Source organism: Rhizobium sp. Root1204 (genome assembly GCF_001424965.1).
In the GTDB taxonomy this organism is placed as follows: Bacteria; Pseudomonadota; Alphaproteobacteria; order Rhizobiales; family Rhizobiaceae; genus Pararhizobium.
The window spans coordinates 77672-92983 of sequence record NZ_LMCZ01000012.1 but is presented as its reverse complement, the minus strand read 5'-3'; the positions used below and the strand labels follow the sequence as shown (position 1 = coordinate 92983).

Genomic DNA, 15312 nt, shown 5'->3' with positions numbered 1-15312 from the left:
GCGGCAGGCTCATCGCTGCCGCAGCGCCTCGAGTTTTTCCACGCATTCCCACACGCTTTCTGGAATGGGAAGGCCGAAGATTTCATCGGCCGTATACCAGCCGATATCGGCTGCATCGTCAGCCGCGATGGCAACAAGATCGGGGTCGGCGTCCACCGTGAACACCGAAAGAAAGAAATGCCGGGCACTCGGCCCGTCTGATTCACGCGGTGGTAGATCGTAAGTCTCGAACAGCAGCGGATTGCGTGGCAGAATACCGGTCTCCTCATGAAACTCGCGTACCGCCGTTTGCGCCGGCGTTTCGCCTGCCTCGGCGCGGCCGCCCGGAAACGCATACATATCCGCGGATGGCGGATTGGCGCGGCGCACGAGCAGATAGCGCCCGTTGCGTTCGAGAATGGCGGAAGAGGCAAGTTGGGGGGGAACTGTCATATCGATGGAACCGGAAAAGTGCTGTAAATCTTGACCCACCTTAGGCGAAGTGCGATCTGAAAGCCATGTGCGGACGATTTTCGCTGACAGCGACACCCAAGGAACTGGCGGATATTTTCGGTCTTATGGAGACTGAGGATTTTCCGGCGCGCTTCAATATTGCCCCGACGCAACCGATTATCATCGTCATGTCCGGTGAGAGGCAGCGCCCCGGCAGCAACCTGCCGGATCGCCGGGCGCTGCTGGTGCGCTGGGGGCTGACGCCGTCCTGGGTCAAGGACCCGCGCGATTTTCCGCTGCTGATCAACGCGCGGGCTGAAACTGCCGCGGAAAAAGCCTCGTTCAAGGCAGCGATGCGCCATAGGCGCGTTCTGATCCCGGCCTCCGGTTTCTACGAATGGCACCGGCCGTCAAAGGAAAGCGGCGAGGCGGCGCAGGCATACTGGATCAAGCCGAGAGACGGCGGCATTGTTGCATTTGCGGGACTGATGGAAACTTGGTCTTCGGCGGACGGATCCGAGGTCGATACGGCCGCCATCCTGACGACCTGTGCCAACACGCGCGTCGGCGATGTTCATGACCGCATGCCGGTGGTGATCAAGCCGGAGGATTTTGCCCGCTGGCTTGATTGCAGGACACAGGAACCGCGCGATGTCGCCGATTTGCTGGCCCCGGTCGATGATGACTATTTCGACGTCATCGCCGTGTCGGACAAGGTGAACAAGGTGGCCAATACCGGCGCCGATCTTCAGACGCCGGTGCATGTATCGGCGCGGCCTTCCTCAAAGCCGAAAGAAACACCTGCAAATCCGCAGCTGTCGCTCTTTTGAGCGATCAGGCCGGCTTTTTCACCGGCTTTGGCTTGATCTGCAGGGCAGCGGCAAGCACGGCCTTCAGGCCAAGCGGACGATATTGCTCGACGAGATTGGCCGCCGCTCGCGGACTGTTCTTGTCGGTTTTTGTGCCAGGCATTTCAAATTCTCCTCAGATGCTTCCCTAAGCGGAATCGCTTCGTCCGTTGTGTTCTCCACCAGAACGGCGCTCCTTATTGTGCCCCGGGAAACAGGCTTTAATGTGCAAGTTCTCAAAGCCTTGATTCCCCAGACATCTGGCCTCTCCAGATAAGCGCAATCATGACAAAACGATGACGAATAATCCAGTATTGCAACATAAGATGCTGGAGCGCGGCTGACCTCTTGACCAGGACGGATCGAAGCGCGATAAAGCAGCCCATGAAAACGGTTATCTGCTGCATCTGCCGGATTATTATTCGCTAGCCTCAACGCTGGCCTGGCCGTTTTCGTCTCCCAAAATCCAAGATGACAACGTGAAGGTCCAGCCTGGCGGCTGCGTGTATCCGGTATCGTGCGGAATGGGAGATGGAAATGAGCGGACTGCCAGACTTGAAGTTTTACAATACGCTGACCCGGGAGAAGGCGGCCTTTGCGCCGATCGATCCCGATGACGTCCGCATGTATGTCTGCGGCCCGACGGTTTATGACTTCGCCCATATCGGCAATGCCCGCCCGGTTATCGTCTTTGACGTGCTCTACCGGCTGCTGCGCCATGTCTATGGCGAAAGCCACGTGACCTACGCCCGCAACATCACCGACCTCGACGACAAGATCAATGCGCGGGCGCTGCGGGATTTCGGCACAGAGATCGGCAATGGTACGCTGTCGCTGAACGAAGCGATCCGCCGCGTGACGGAGAAGACAGCGAACCAGTTCCATTCCGACGTGGCGATACTTGGCTGCCTTGAACCGACACACGAGCCGCGTGCCACCGAATTCGTGCAGCCGCGTGAGGACGGAAAGTCGGACATGATCACGCTGATAGGGCGGCTGATCGAACGCGGTCATGCCTATGAAACCAATGGCGAAGTCCTGTTCGATACCGTTTCGACGTCGGCTTACGGCGAGCTCTCCAAACGTAACCTTGACGAACAGCAGGCTGGCGCACGCGTCGCTGTGGACATTCACAAGAAAAACCCTGGCGACTTTGTGCTTTGGAAGCTCTCTTCGCCGGAAGAACCCGGCTGGGATTCGCCCTGGGGCCGGGGCCGTCCCGGCTGGCATATCGAGTGCTCGGCCATGGCGGCCGCCTATCTCGGCGAGGTCTTCGATATCCACGGTGGCGGGCTCGACCTGATCTTTCCGCACCACGAGAACGAGATCGCCCAGTCGCGTTGCGCCCATGGTACCAAGGTGATGGCGAATGTCTGGATGCATAACGGTTTCGTGCAGGTCGAAGGCCGCAAGATGTCGAAGTCCGAAGGCAATTTCGTCACCATCTACGAATTGCTGCACACCGAGACGTTTGGCGGCCGCAAGTGGCCGGGCGAGGTTCTGCGTCTGGCCATGCTGATGACGCATTACCGCGAGCCGATCGATTTTTCGATCAAACGGCTGGAGGAGGCGGAGCGCCTGCTGGCCAAATGGCCGGCCGGCAAGCCTGGCGATGTGGCGCCGGATGCGTCCGTGCTCAACGCATTGGCCGATGATCTGAACACGGTCGCCGCGGTGCAGGCCCTGCATGCGCTGGCATCGGCTGCGAATGCAGACCCGGCCGCATTGCCGGTCTTTGCCGCCAGTGCTGCATTGCTTGGCGTTCTGCCGAAGGAGGCGGAAGTTGACGGTGCGGTTGCATCGGCGGTCGATGCGCTTGTGGCGATGCGGCTTGAAATGCTCAAGGCCAAAAACTTTGCCGAGGCCGACAAGATCCGCGACGATCTCGCCGCCAAGGGCATCCAGCTGAAGGACGGCAAGGATGCGGCGACGGGCGAGCGGGTCACGACGTGGGAGGTCAGGCGCTGAACTTGTCTCACTGACGATACAGGCATATGCTGAGGCCTATGCCGAAGGAGGCTGTCATGAATGTCATCAAGGTTGACCAGGGACGCGAGGTAAAACTCTTTCGCAACGGCCGAAATCAGGCCGTCCGTATTCCCGTGGAGTTCGAACTCCCGGGAAACGAGGCGATCATGCGCAAGGAAGGTGACCGGTTGATCATCGAGCCGAAGAAGAAAAGCGGCTTGCTGGAGTGGCTTCGCGCGCAGGAACCGCTCGATGAAGAATTCCCGGACCTTGATGAAGACAGCCCGCTTCCGAAGGACTTCAGTCTGTGAACGGTGTGCTTTACATGCTCGATACGAATATTCTGTCTGATGCGATCCGCAACCCTTTCGGTATTGCAAGTCAGTACATGGAACGGGTCGGTGAAGATGCACTGTGCGTGAGCGCCGTCGTCGCCTCCGAGATGCGCTACGGGATCAGGAAGAAAGGATCGCCCCGGCTATCCGATCTCGTCGAGAATACCTTATCCCGCATCGCCATCCTCCCCTACGATGACGCGGCTTCCCAGAACTACAGTGTCATTCGTAATGATTTGGAGCGTCAGGGTCAGCCAATCGGTTTGGCTGACCTCTTTATCGCCGCTCATGCATGTTCGCTCAATTTAACGCTCGTAACGAACAACACCCGTGAATTTTCCCGTGTCGAGGGTTTGAAAATCGAAAACTGGTTGGCGCCGGAGGAACATCCATGACCGCTATCGTCCATACGGGCGGCTGCCAATGCGGTGCGGTTCGCTTCCGTGTCGAAGGCGCGCTTGGCGATGCGTCCGTCTGCCACTGCCGGATGTGCCAGAAGGCCGCGGGGAATTTCTACCTGCCACTGGTTTCTGTGCGTCAGGCAAAGCTTGTCTGGACACGCGGCGAACCCAAGCGCTTCCAGTCCTCCAACGCAGCGTCGCGCGGCTTTTGCGGCGATTGTGGTACGCCGCTGACCTACGAGGCACCGGATGGTGTGGCGCTGACGATCGCCGCCTTTGACCGGCCGGAAGGGATCGTCCCGACAATCCAGTGGGGCATTGAGGCCAAGCTGCCTTATGTGGATCACATCCCGCAATTGCCGGGCGACGATACGATGGCCGATCAGGACGCCGTATCCTTCCTTGCCAATCTGGTTTCCTATCAGCACCCGGATCATGATACGGCCGAATGGCCGCCGGAGGAGCGCTGATGAGCATCAGCCGCATCTATACCGGCGGCTGCCAGTGCGGCGCGGTGCGTTACCGGGCGGAAGGAACGCTTGGCGATCCGCATCTGTGCCATTGCCGCATGTGCCAGAAGGCGTCCGGAAACTATTTCATGCCGCTCGCCAATGCGCCGCGCGCCAGTTTCAGCATCACCCGCGGCGCTCCCGGTTGGTTTCGTTCCTCGCATCTGGTCCGGCGCGGCTTCTGTTTTCTTTGCGGCACGCCGCTGTTTTACGATATGCCGGAGGCTGATTTCATTAATATCGTGCTGGGGTCGCTCGATGATCCCTATGACGTGCGGCCGCTGACCCAATCCGGCGTCGAATCGCGCATGCCATGGTTTTCGCACCTGCCGGGATTGCCCGGCACGGAGACCGATGACGGCGCAGCGCCGAGCGCCGAGCGGCACATTGCCATTCTGGAATCGAACCGCCAGCATCCCGACTACGATACTGAACATTGGCCACCGGAGGACTGAGATGACCGAAACCACCCGAACCGGAGGCTGCCAGTGCGGTGCCATTCGCTTCAAGATCCATGGCGCCCTCGGCCGCCCGTCGATCTGCCATTGCCGCATGTGCCAGAAAGCCTTCGGTGGCTTCTTCGGCCCATTGGTCACCGTTGAAGGCGAGGCGGAATGGACCCGCGGCGAGCCGAGCTATTTCCAGTCATCCATCAACATTGCCCGCGGCTTCTGCGCCGCCTGTGGCACGCCGTTGACCTACAGGCATCCGGGTGGGCTCGAAATTGCCATCGGCGCCTTCGACAACCGCGACGATCTCGCGCCGCAGATCCAGGTCAATTTCGCCGCCCGCAATGCCTGGGTGACAACGATCTTCGACCAGCCGGTGCATGAAGATCCCAATTACTACATGCAGCAGGAACAGATCATCTCCTTCCAGCATCCCGACCACGACACCGAAGTCTGGCCGCAATTTCCGCACGCCTCCTGACCGGCGCTTAAGATCATCCTTGAAAGCAGACAGCATGACCGAAATTCTCCGCACGCTCTATCCTGAAATCGAGGCCTATGCGTCCGGCCATCTCGACGTTGGCGACGGCCACACGATCTATTGGGAAAAATCCGGAACGCCGGGCGCAAAGCCGGCCGTCTTCCTGCATGGCGGCCCGGGCGGCACGATCTCTGCGAACCATCGCCGGCTGTTCGATCCAAAACTCTATGACGTGACCCTGTTCGACCAGCGCGGTTGCGGCAAGTCAACGCCGCAAGCGGAACTGGAAGCCAACACCACCTGGCACCTCGTTGCCGATATCGAGCGGCTGCGTGAAATGGCCGGCGTCGAACAATGGCTGGTTTTCGGCGGCTCCTGGGGCTCGACTTTGGCGCTCGCCTATGCGGAAAAACATCCCGAACGCGTGTCCGAACTCGTCGTGCGCGGCATCTACACGCTGACCAAGGCCGAACTCGACTGGTACTATCAGTTCGGCGTCTCGGAACTGTTTCCCGACAAATGGGAGCGCTTCATCGCACCGATCCCGGAAAACGAACGCCACGAGATGATGCACGCCTATCACCGGCGGCTGACAAGCGATGACCGGGCGACCCGTGTTGCCGCCGCCAAATCCTGGAGCATCTGGGAAGGCGAAACCATTACGCTTTTGCCGGAACCGTCGACCTCGACGCCGTTCGAGCAGGAGGAATATGCCCACGCCTTTGCCCGTATCGAAAACCATTTCTTCGTCAATGCCGGCTGGCTGGATGAGGGGCAGTTGCTGCGTGACGCCCACCAGCTGCATGGCATTCCCGGCGTCATCGTCCATGGCCGCTACGACATGCCATGCCCGGCAAAATATGCCTGGGCGCTGCACAAGGCTTGGCCGGAAGCCGAGTTTCACCTGATCGAAGGGGCAGGGCATGCCTATTCCGAGCCCGGCATTCTCGACCGGCTGATCCGGGCGACGGACGGGTTTGCGGGGAAGAATTGACATGACAGCGTTTGCCGCTTGCCCCCCCCTCTGTCACTTCGTGACATCTCCCCCACAAGGGGGGAGATCATTCATTTCCCTTTCCAGCTTTCCGTTGAGGCGAGCACGGAGCATTCGGTTAATCTCCCGCCTTGTGGGGGAGATGTCGGCGTCGCCGACAGAGGGGGGTAATGTACCTCATGCTCGGAATACACGTTCGGAGGCCAGCCGATGACCCGCGAAAAAATCCACCTCTTCGACACCACGCTGCGCGACGGCCAGCAGACGCCGGGCATCGACTTTTCCGTCGAGGACAAGATCGCCATTGCCGCGCTGCTGGACGAGTTCGGCATGGATTATGTTGAAGGCGGCTATCCCGGCGCCAACCCGACCGATACCGAATTCTTCGGAAAAAAACGCACCCAGAACGCGCGCTTCGTCGCCTTCGGCATGACCAAGCGCGCCGGTGTGTCCGCCTCCAATGACCCGGGGCTGACAGCACTTTTGCAGGCCGAAAGCGATGCGATCTGTCTTGTCGCCAAGAGCTGGGACTATCATGTCCGCGTCGCCCTTGGCTGCACCAATGAAGAAAACCTCGAATCGATCCAGTCTTCGGTCGAAGCTGTTGTCGCAAGTGGCAAGGAAGCGATGATCGATTGCGAACATTTCTTCGATGGTTACAAGGCCAACCCGGCCTATGCGCTGGCCTGCGCCAAGACCGCCTATGACGCCGGTGCCCGCTGGGTCGTGCTTTGCGACACCAACGGCGGCACGCAGCCGCCCGAAATCTGCGACATCGTCGCAGCTGTGATTGCCCATGGCGTACCGGGCGCCAATCTCGGCATCCATGCGCATAACGACACCGGCCAGGCGGTTGCAAATTCGCTCGCTGCCGTCGAGGCGGGGGTGCGCCAGATCCAGGGCACGCTGAATGGCATCGGCGAGCGCTGCGGCAACGCCAATCTGGTGACGCTGATCCCGACGCTGGCACTGAAGGAAACCTATACCAGCCGCTTCGAGACGGCGATCGACGCCGACCGGCTGCAGGAACTCACCCAGCTGTCGCATTCGTTCGATGAGCTTCTCAACCGCTCGCCGGATCATCAGATGCCGTATGTTGGCGCCTCCGCCTTTGCCACCAAGGCCGGCATCCACGCCTCGGCACTCCTGAAGGACCCGCGCACCTACGAACATGTGACGCCGGAAAGCGTTGGCAACCTGCGTAAGGTGATGGTGTCGGACCAGGGCGGCAAGGCCAATTTCATCAACGCGCTGAAGCGCCGCGGTATCACCGTTTCCAAGGATGATCCCAAGCTCGATCAGCTGATTTCCATCGTCAAGGAAAACGAGGCAACCGGCTATGCCTATGAAGGTGCTGATGCCAGCTTCGCCATCCTTGCCCAGCGCATTCTCGGCTCGGTGCCGGATTTCTTCCATGTCGAAAGCTTCCGCGTCATGGTCGAGCGGCGTTTCGATGCCAACGGTCATTTGAAGACCGTCTCGGAAGCGGTGGTCAAAGTCTCGGTCGATGGCGAAGCCACCATGTCGGTCGCCGAGGGCCACGGCCCGGTCAACGCGCTCGATCTGGCCCTGCGCAAGGATCTCGGCAAATACCAGTCGGAGATCGAGGACCTGGAACTGGTGGACTATAAGGTGCGTATTCTCAATGGCGGCACCGAGGCCATCACCCGCGTCCTGATCGAATCCGTCGACGGTACCGGTGCCCGCTGGTGGACGGTCGGGGTTTCGGACAACATCATCGACGCATCATTCCAGGCGCTGATGGATTCGATCGTGTTCAAGCTGTTGAAGAACCGCGATCAGGCCGGTTTGGCTGCGGCCGAGTAGGGTATTCGCCTGCAAGCCCCATGTTGCTGTTGTGGAGGAGGCGCGCTTTCTTAACCGAGGGCGCGCGCCACCTCCTGCAATCGTCACGTCGGTGTCGGTTCGACTTTCTTGGCATTCGGCCGCCGCAGATTGAAGAGGTTACCAACCAGGATCAGTCCAGCGCCGATCGCCGTAAAACTGTCGATCGCCTCGGAATACAGGAGGAAACCCAGCACTGCCGACAAGGGCACCCGCAGATAATCCATCGGCATGACAACAGTGGCATCCGCGTGAGACAGCGCCTTCGCCATGCAGAAATGGGCAAACGAGCCAGCGAATGCGAACAGGAATATCCACGGCCATGTTGAGGCCGATGGCCAAAGCCAGACGTTGATCGCCGGAATGATCCCGATGATCGACTGGATGACGAGCATCCAGAAAAGGATTTTTGTTGCGCTGTCGGAGCGGGTCAGTGCCTTCGTGGAAATGAAGGAAATCGCAAACGCGAAGGCGGCGCCCAGTGTGATCAGATGGCCGGGATTGAGGGGCGCTGCCCCCGGACGCACGATGAGCGCCACACCTGCCAGACCGAAAAGGATCACGACACCTTTTCGCCATGTCAGCCGCTCGCCGAGGAAGATTGCGGCCAGAAACGCAGCCCAGATGGGGGCGGTGAACTCAATCGAAATGACCTGAGCCAGCGGAATGAGCGTCAGGCCCATCAACCAGGCATATTGCCCCGCATAGTGCGCAACGTTGCGGCCGATATGTTTGGGCAGGATGCCGGTTCGCATCGCTCTGATACCGCCTTCGCGATATACCAGCGGCAACAGCATGAAAAAGGCAATGACGGACCGCATCTCCATTGCCTGGAAAACGTCGAGCTCGCGGGTAATAACGCGGCCCGACACAGCCATGAGCAGGATTAGGACCACAGACGTCACCATCCATGCTGCCGCCTTTGCGATTGACGGGCTGTTATCCATGCGAGGTGTGCTTTCAAGTTCGAGTGGTGGCTCGGGATCACCTAGATGCCGTAATGGGCCGGCGCTTCCGAGATTGTAGCCAGATTGGTGGCTGTCCCTCAGAATGACGATGTTGAAACGGGGTCCGAACGGGTCGGCCCCAAACATCAAGCGAGGAACAGCCATGGAGTACTTTGCCGGAATTGATGTTTCTTTGGAAGCAAGCAGTGTGTGTTTGGTGGATTCGGCGGGCAAGATCATCTGCGAGACCAAGGTGGCGAGCGAGCCGGATGCGCTCATCGAACATTTTGCATCGCTGGGGCTTGCTTTGAAGCGGATCGGCCTTGAAGCAGGCCCATTGTCTCAATGGCTGCATGAAGGTCTGACGAAGGCTGGCTTTGATGTCGTTCTGCTGGAAACCCGCCATGTGAAGGCTGCCCTGTCGGCGATGATCATCAAGACCGACAGGAAAGATGCACGTGGCATCGCGCAGCTGTTGCGGATGGGATGGTATCGCTCAGTGCATTCGAAGTCTCCCGGCTCGCAGGATGTTCGTGCGCTTTTGACCGGTCGCAAACTACTGCAAGCTAAATTGCGTGACGTGGAGTTGAGCATTCGGGGCATTTTGCGTGGCTATGGTCTGAAGGTCGGCGATGTGAGCCGCGGTCGATTTGAAGGACGGATATTGGAGCTCGTCGACGGACATCCTGTGTTGGAGACCGTCATCGGTGCTATGTTGCATGCCCGTCATGCACTTTGGAACGAGTTCACCAAAATACATCGTGAGATGCTGAAGATCGTTCGCCAGGATCGGGTCTGCCAGAGACTGATGACCACGCCGGGGGTTGGCGCACTCGTTGCGATCACCTATCGCTCGGCGGTCGACGACCCTGGTCGGTTTGCAAAATCCCAAACCGTCGGAGCGTACTTCGGACTAACGCCGAAGAAGTACCAATCCGGCGAAACGGATCTGGACGGTGGCATCAGCCGGGTCGGTGACACAATGGTGCGCACGGCCCTTTACGAGGCGGCTCACATCATGCTGACCCGCGCCACCCGGTTCTCTGCACTGAAGCGATGGGCAGTCGATGTGGCAAAGCGGCGTGGCATGAAACGCGCCAAAGTCGCGCTTGCCCGCAAGCTTGCGACTGTCCTTCATCGTCTATGGGTGGATGAGACCGAGTTTCGTTGGGGCAAAGAAGCCTCTGCGGCGTAAATAAAAGCATCGAGACGAAGCAATTATAATTTCGTCTCAACGAGGTCCCGTCACCGGGACGAGAGCCTGGCAAGGTCGTAAGTAGTGCTGTGATGCCTAGGCAATCACGCCGCCTAGATTGACCTGCCGGTTCTGATCTTATGGCATGGTGTGGCGGCCTTCGTGTTGACCACGGACAGAAGCATGATCCTGGTGACGAGATTTTGGTACTGAGGGACTTGACGAACAAAGGCCCATTACAGAAGTATTATAGGGGGCGGGAGCTTGCCCGCCTGATTTAATCAGGCGGGCTAAGACGTCATGCCCCGGTACACTTCGGATCCTGTGCCGGTGGAGCGCGCCTATCGGAGCGCTCGAAAGTCACAACACCAGCCGGAATTTCGCAAACCCGTCCGCGCCATCGCCGGCATCCTCGATCTTCACGCTCTTGACATCAGCCATCAGCCCGCGTGCCTTCGGGCCGCTCTCGAACAGCGCCGTTGCACCTTCCACGGGCGCAAAACTCCAGTTGCCGTCGGCCGACGGGTTGATGGTGCCTTCGGCGATGATATAGCGGACGATGACGTCGCGGTTGGTGTCGGGGGCGGCGAAGACCACCTTGTCGCTGGCGATTTCCGGGAACTTGCCACCGCCACCGGCGCGATAATTGTTGGTGGCGACGACGAATTTCTGGGCCGGGTCGATCGGCTTGCCTTCGAACGACAGGTTGCGGATACGGTTGGAATCCGGGTTTACGGCCTTGCCGTCGCCGTCATATTTCGCCGGTTGCGACAGATCGATCTGGTAGGTGACACCGTCGATAATGTCGAAATTGTAGGAGGGGAAGGTGGTGTTGAGCAGAGCCACGTCCTTGGCGCCGGGCGCAACGGTATTGAACATGCCGGCCGACATTTCCAGCCAGTTCTTCACCTGCGCGCCGGTGATGACGACGGCCTGAACCGTGTTCGGATAGAGATAGAGGTCGGCGACGTTCTTGATGGCGATGTCGCCGGCCGGAACGTCGGTGTAGTAGTCCGCACCGCCGCGCCCGCCCGCCTTGAAGGGAGCAGCGGCCGAAAGAACCGGAAGGTCTTTGTATTCCGTGTCCTTCAGCATGTCCTGGATGTACCAGGTCTGCGCGTTGGAGACGATCTGCACCGAAGGATCGTCGGCCACCAGCGCAAAGTAGGAATAGAGCGGCGCCGAGGTCTTGCCGACCGGCGTGCGGACATAGGCAAGCGTCGCCTCGTGCTCGGCGCTGGCGGCGGCGAGGACATCGGCGCGGTCGGGCACATCAGCCACCACCTTCTTGTCTTCGCGGTGATAGATCGGCCGCGCCTCGGTGGTGAAATCGACGATCTTCCAGCTGTTGCCGTCCTTTTCCAAGAGAAGATCGATCAGGCCGAGATGCGAGCCCCAGAAGCCGCCCATGACGGCCGGCTTGCCAAGCAGCGTGCCCTTGACTGGATCGACGCCGTCGATGCCGTCAAAGCTCTTGGGGCCAGGGAAGACGAGATGCTGGTGGCCGGTAAACACGGCGTCGATACTCTCGACACCGGCAAGATAGAGCGAGGCATTTTCCATGCGGTCGCTCTGGCCGGAGCCATCGATGCCGGAGTGGGAGAGCGCGATGATGATATCGGCACCTTCCTCCTTCATCACAGGCACCCAAGCCTTGGCCGCCTCGACGATATCGCGCGTCTGTGCCTTCCCCTCGAGATTCTTGATGTCCCAGAGCATGATCTGCGGCGGCACGAAGCCGATGATGCCGATCTTCAGTTCGTTTGCGGCGCCGGAACCATCGGTGATGGTTTTTTCAACGATCGTGTAGGGCTTGAAGAACAGCTGGTCGTCCTTCGGATTCGCTGCGAGCTGCCCCTTGGTCAGGTTGGCGCAGACATAAGGGAAATTGGCACCACCCAGCACCTTGAACATATAGTCGAGGCCATAGTTGAATTCGTGGTTCCCCAGCGTGCCGGCCTCGTAGCCAAGCACGTTCATCGCTTTGATGACCGGGTGGACATCGCCCTCCTTCATGCCGTGCTGATAGGCCATGTAATCGCCCATCGGATTGCCCTGCAGGAAATCGCCATTGTCAACGAGGAAGGAATTACCGGCCTCGGCACGGATCTTGTCGATAATCGAGGCGGTGCGGGCAAGTCCCAGCGTGTCGTTCGGCTTGTCGCCGTAGTAGTCGTAAGGGAAGACGTGGACGTGGATGTCGGTGGTTTCCATGATGCGCAGATGCGCCTGGTTGGCGGCCGCGCGCGCGGCAAAGGGGTGCAGGAGAACCAGGGCGGAGGTGGCTGCGACACCGCTCAGGAGCGAGCGGCGGGTAATCGGGTGGAGCGCGAGGATGGATGACATCGTGAAGTCCTTATCTCTGACCGGTCATTGCCTGGTAAGGAACCTAAAGCGGCAAACGCCAGAATGCACCCCGTAAAATATCGGGTATTTTCGACAAGCTGCGGTGAAACAGCCGGGGCAGAGCATTGTGAGCATTGCTGTAGCAAGGTTCACGGAAATGAATTGGTTGATCACCCGTGTTTGGAGTAGGACGGCCGTAATGACAAAGGACTGCCATTGGCAGCCTGCAACGGGATGAAATGCCATGACTGACGCGAAACAAACACCAGCGGTGCAAAACGGCGATTCTCCTCGTGGCTTCGCCTTTGCGCTAACGGCCTATCTGCTCTGGGGTTTCCTGCCGTTCTTCATGAAGGCTGTGGCGCATATTCCGGCCTTCGAGGTTGTGGCGCACCGGATCGTCTGGTCGGTGCCGCTCGCCGGTGCCGTCTTGATCCTGCTTGGCCGCACGGAGGACGTGAAGGTGGCGTTGCGCAGCCCGCGCATGCTGAAGATGGCGATGCTGACGGCGGTGCTGATCACCATCAACTGGGGCATCTATGTCTGGGCGATCGGGGCAGGGCGGGCGCTCGAAACCGCGCTTGGCTATTATATCAATCCGCTGTTCTCGATCTTCCTCGGCGCGGTTCTTTTGAAGGAAAAGCTCAACCCGGCACAGATCGTGGCGATCGTTCTCGCCGCCATCGCCGTCGTTGTGCTTGCCTTCGATGCAGGTGGTCTGCCCTGGGTGTCTATCGGCCTGGCGCTGTCCTGGGGGCTTTATGCCTTCTTCCGCAAGACGTTGCCGGTTGGACCCAATCAGGGCTTCTTCCTCGAAGTGCTGTTGCTCAGCGTTCCCGCACTCGGCTATATCGCCTATCTGGAATTCACCGGGCAGGGCCATTTCACCGATACCGGCTGGGCCGATGTCGCGTGGCTGATGGCCTGCGGCGTGGTCACGGCGATCCCGCTGATGATCTACGCCAACGGCGCCAAGCTGTTGAAACTGTCGACGATCGGCATCATGCAGTACATCGCCCCGACGATGATCTTCATCATCGCCGTCTTCGTCTTCCACGAGCCTTTCGGCACATCGAAGCTGATAGCCTTCATCCTGATCTGGGCAGCGCTGGCGGTCTATTCGACATCGATGATCCTGGAAAGCCGCGCCCGCCGGGCAGCCGTGCCGAACGCGGCCGAATAGGCCAAAGCCACGCAAAATCCGCTTTGCGGGTTTGCGTGGCGCGATGAGCCTGGAGACATCCTGATCCCGATGGATCCGGACGTGCGTTAAGCGTCTTCCGGCCATTCACGGGCGCCATGCTGGACGAAGAGTATTTCTACCTGCGTATCTCCGACGCGGTAGGCAACAATGTAGGGCGTGCCGGGAATGACGAGTTCCCGCGTCCCGCGAATTTCGCCACGGCGTCCGATGAAAGGATTGCTGGACAGCAGCCTTTCTGTTTTTGCGTGAATGTCGTTGACGATGCGCGCAGCGGCCCGTGGGTTTCGCGTGGCAATGTAATCACCGATGCGGCTAAGCTCGAGCAGATAGCGTTTCGTCCATACGATCCGCACGGCCCTTATGCCTGGTTGTACTTGTTCAGAACCGCTGCAATGTCCTCCGAGGTGGCGAAATTGCCACGATCGGCTTCTTCGATGCCGTCCTGCACGCCTTCAACCCATTTTTCCTGCCAGGCAAGGGAGCGGCCATGCGATAGCGCATCCTCAATGATCTGCTGGCGCGTCAAAGCTGACCGGGCAGCCAGCTTATCGATGCGGCGGCTTAAATCTTCGGAAATGCTGTTTTTGTCGCTCATCAAAATATATTTCCGGCACACCTTGTTCTACCGCCAGAGTACAACTCTGCAGCCGGTCGATCAATACGGGCAGGAACCGGCCGAATGGTCTCGTCAAATACCATTGCGCCGCGACGATTACAGCTTGGCGATGATGCCGTCGTCGCCGTCGCGGTCGACCTGGCTGGCCCAATGGGCAAGCAGGGCCGGAACGACTTCGTCGGCGCTGTCGATGACCAGCGGCTGGACGAGGTGGGCGGTGTGGATGAAGCCGCTGTCGGCCATATGATGGATCAGCTTCATCAGCGGATCCCAGAAGCCGTTGATGTTGACCAGCACGATCGGTTTGCGGTGGCGGCCAAGCTGCGCCCAGGTCATGACCTCGACGATCTCCTCGAGCGTGCCAATGCCGCCGGGCAGGGTGACGAACGCATCCGAACGCTCAAACATCTTGTGTTTGCGCTCATGCATGTCCGGCGTCACGATCAGTTCGCTGAGCTGCCCCAGCGAATGGCGGGTGGCCTCCATATCCATCAGGAATTCTGGTATAATACCTGTCACGCGGCCGCCATGCGAAAGAACGCCGCTTGCGACGGCTCCCATGATGCCTTTCGTGCCGCCGCCATAGACGAGGCGAAGGTGATTTTCGGCGATGGATTTGCCGAGAATCCGGCCGGCGTCCATGAAGGACGGATCGCGTCCGGGCTGGGAGCCACAGTAGACGCAAACGGATCGAATCGGGATGTTTTTCTCGCTCATGCCCCAAAGAGACACCGTGGGCAGG

At 59.5% G+C, this 15312-nt stretch carries 18 protein-coding genes; 11 read left to right on the top strand and 7 right to left on the bottom strand.

Annotated features, from left to right (window positions below; all coding sequences use genetic code 11):
• Positions 1-9 precede the first annotated feature (9 nt).
• Positions 10-432 (bottom strand): NUDIX domain-containing protein, encoded by a 423-nt coding sequence (locus ASC96_RS13550; RefSeq protein WP_060503581.1) that lies wholly within the window; start codon positions 430-432, stop codon positions 10-12.
• 65 nt (positions 433-497) lie between these two features.
• Here ASC96_RS13550 and ASC96_RS13545 point away from each other — a divergent pair, with 65 nt between their 5' ends.
• Positions 498-1262: an SOS response-associated peptidase gene (locus ASC96_RS13545; RefSeq protein ID WP_060503580.1), complete on the top strand. Its 765-nt coding sequence runs from the start codon at positions 498-500 to the stop codon at positions 1260-1262.
• A gap of 4 nt (positions 1263-1266) precedes the next feature.
• Here the strand turns inward: ASC96_RS13545 and ASC96_RS33330 are convergent, their stop codons facing one another.
• A complete protein-coding gene (locus tag ASC96_RS33330) occupies positions 1267-1404 on the bottom strand; it encodes a hypothetical protein (RefSeq protein WP_164491950.1) in 138 nt (45 codons plus the stop codon).
• 413 nt (positions 1405-1817) lie between these two features.
• On the opposite strand from ASC96_RS33330, the gene cysS reads away from it, so the two are divergent.
• From cysS to cimA, 8 genes are all read left to right on the top strand, one after another.
• Positions 1818-3248 carry a cysteine--tRNA ligase gene (gene cysS, locus ASC96_RS13540; protein WP_060503579.1) on the top strand — a complete coding sequence of 477 codons (1431 nt, stop codon included), beginning with the start codon at positions 1818-1820 and terminating at the stop codon, positions 3246-3248.
• A 56-nt stretch (positions 3249-3304) separates the two neighbouring features.
• Complete coding sequence (locus ASC96_RS13535) at positions 3305-3559, top strand: AbrB/MazE/SpoVT family DNA-binding domain-containing protein (RefSeq protein ID WP_112834565.1); 255 nt, start codon at positions 3305-3307, stop codon at positions 3557-3559.
• Positions 3556-3978 (top strand): type II toxin-antitoxin system VapC family toxin, encoded by a 423-nt coding sequence (locus tag ASC96_RS13530; protein WP_060503577.1) that lies wholly within the window; start codon positions 3556-3558, stop codon positions 3976-3978. Before ASC96_RS13535 ends, ASC96_RS13530 begins: the two co-directional genes overlap by 4 nt.
• Positions 3975-4454: a GFA family protein gene (locus ASC96_RS13525; RefSeq protein WP_060503576.1), complete on the top strand. Its 480-nt coding sequence runs from the start codon at positions 3975-3977 to the stop codon at positions 4452-4454. Before ASC96_RS13530 ends, ASC96_RS13525 begins: the two co-directional genes overlap by 4 nt.
• Complete coding sequence (locus tag ASC96_RS13520; RefSeq protein WP_060503575.1) at positions 4454-4948, top strand: GFA family protein; 495 nt, start codon at positions 4454-4456, stop codon at positions 4946-4948. The genes ASC96_RS13525 and ASC96_RS13520 overlap by 1 nt, the downstream gene beginning before the upstream one ends.
• Position 4949: 1 nt before the next feature.
• Entirely contained in the window at positions 4950-5423 is a 474-nt protein-coding gene (locus ASC96_RS13515) for a GFA family protein (protein ID WP_060503574.1), read from the top strand.
• Between the two features lie 34 nt (positions 5424-5457).
• Positions 5458-6417 carry a prolyl aminopeptidase gene (gene pip, locus ASC96_RS13510; RefSeq protein WP_060503573.1) on the top strand — a complete coding sequence of 320 codons (960 nt, stop codon included), beginning with the start codon at positions 5458-5460 and terminating at the stop codon, positions 6415-6417.
• A gap of 210 nt (positions 6418-6627) precedes the next feature.
• The gene (gene cimA / locus ASC96_RS13505; protein WP_060503572.1) at positions 6628-8244 is read left to right on the top strand and encodes a citramalate synthase; all 1617 of its coding nucleotides are present in this window, start codon (positions 6628-6630) and stop codon (positions 8242-8244) included.
• An 83-nt stretch (positions 8245-8327) separates the two neighbouring features.
• On the opposite strand, the gene ASC96_RS13500 is transcribed toward cimA, so the two are convergent.
• Positions 8328-9209 carry a DMT family transporter gene (locus tag ASC96_RS13500; protein ID WP_060503571.1) on the bottom strand — a complete coding sequence of 294 codons (882 nt, stop codon included), beginning with the start codon at positions 9207-9209 and terminating at the stop codon, positions 8328-8330.
• Positions 9210-9372: 163 nt separating this feature from the next.
• Here ASC96_RS13500 and ASC96_RS13495 point away from each other — a divergent pair, with 163 nt between their 5' ends.
• On the top strand, positions 9373-10404 hold the full coding sequence (locus tag ASC96_RS13495; protein WP_060503570.1) for an IS110 family transposase: 1032 nt from the start codon (positions 9373-9375) through the stop codon (positions 10402-10404).
• Between the two features lie 360 nt (positions 10405-10764).
• On the opposite strand, the gene ASC96_RS13490 is transcribed toward ASC96_RS13495, so the two are convergent.
• Positions 10765-12750 (bottom strand): bifunctional 2',3'-cyclic-nucleotide 2'-phosphodiesterase/3'-nucleotidase, encoded by a 1986-nt coding sequence (locus ASC96_RS13490; RefSeq protein ID WP_060503569.1) that lies wholly within the window; start codon positions 12748-12750, stop codon positions 10765-10767.
• Positions 12751-12994: 244 nt separating this feature from the next.
• On the opposite strand from ASC96_RS13490, the gene rarD reads away from it, so the two are divergent.
• Complete coding sequence (rarD, locus tag ASC96_RS13485) at positions 12995-13933, top strand: EamA family transporter RarD (protein ID WP_060503568.1); 939 nt, start codon at positions 12995-12997, stop codon at positions 13931-13933.
• 86 nt (positions 13934-14019) lie between these two features.
• Here rarD and ASC96_RS13480 read toward each other — a convergent pair whose 3' ends face one another.
• The 3 genes from ASC96_RS13480 to ASC96_RS13470 form a co-directional block, all read right to left on the bottom strand.
• A complete protein-coding gene (locus tag ASC96_RS13480) occupies positions 14020-14307 on the bottom strand; it encodes a type II toxin-antitoxin system RelE/ParE family toxin (protein ID WP_060503567.1) in 288 nt (95 codons plus the stop codon).
• A gap of 5 nt (positions 14308-14312) precedes the next feature.
• A complete protein-coding gene (locus ASC96_RS13475; RefSeq protein ID WP_060503566.1) occupies positions 14313-14549 on the bottom strand; it encodes a hypothetical protein in 237 nt (78 codons plus the stop codon).
• A gap of 117 nt (positions 14550-14666) precedes the next feature.
• Positions 14667-15287, bottom strand: a complete 621-nt coding sequence (locus ASC96_RS13470) for a TIGR00730 family Rossman fold protein (RefSeq protein ID WP_082512060.1) — start codon at positions 15285-15287, stop codon at positions 14667-14669.
• Positions 15288-15312 lie beyond the last annotated feature (25 nt).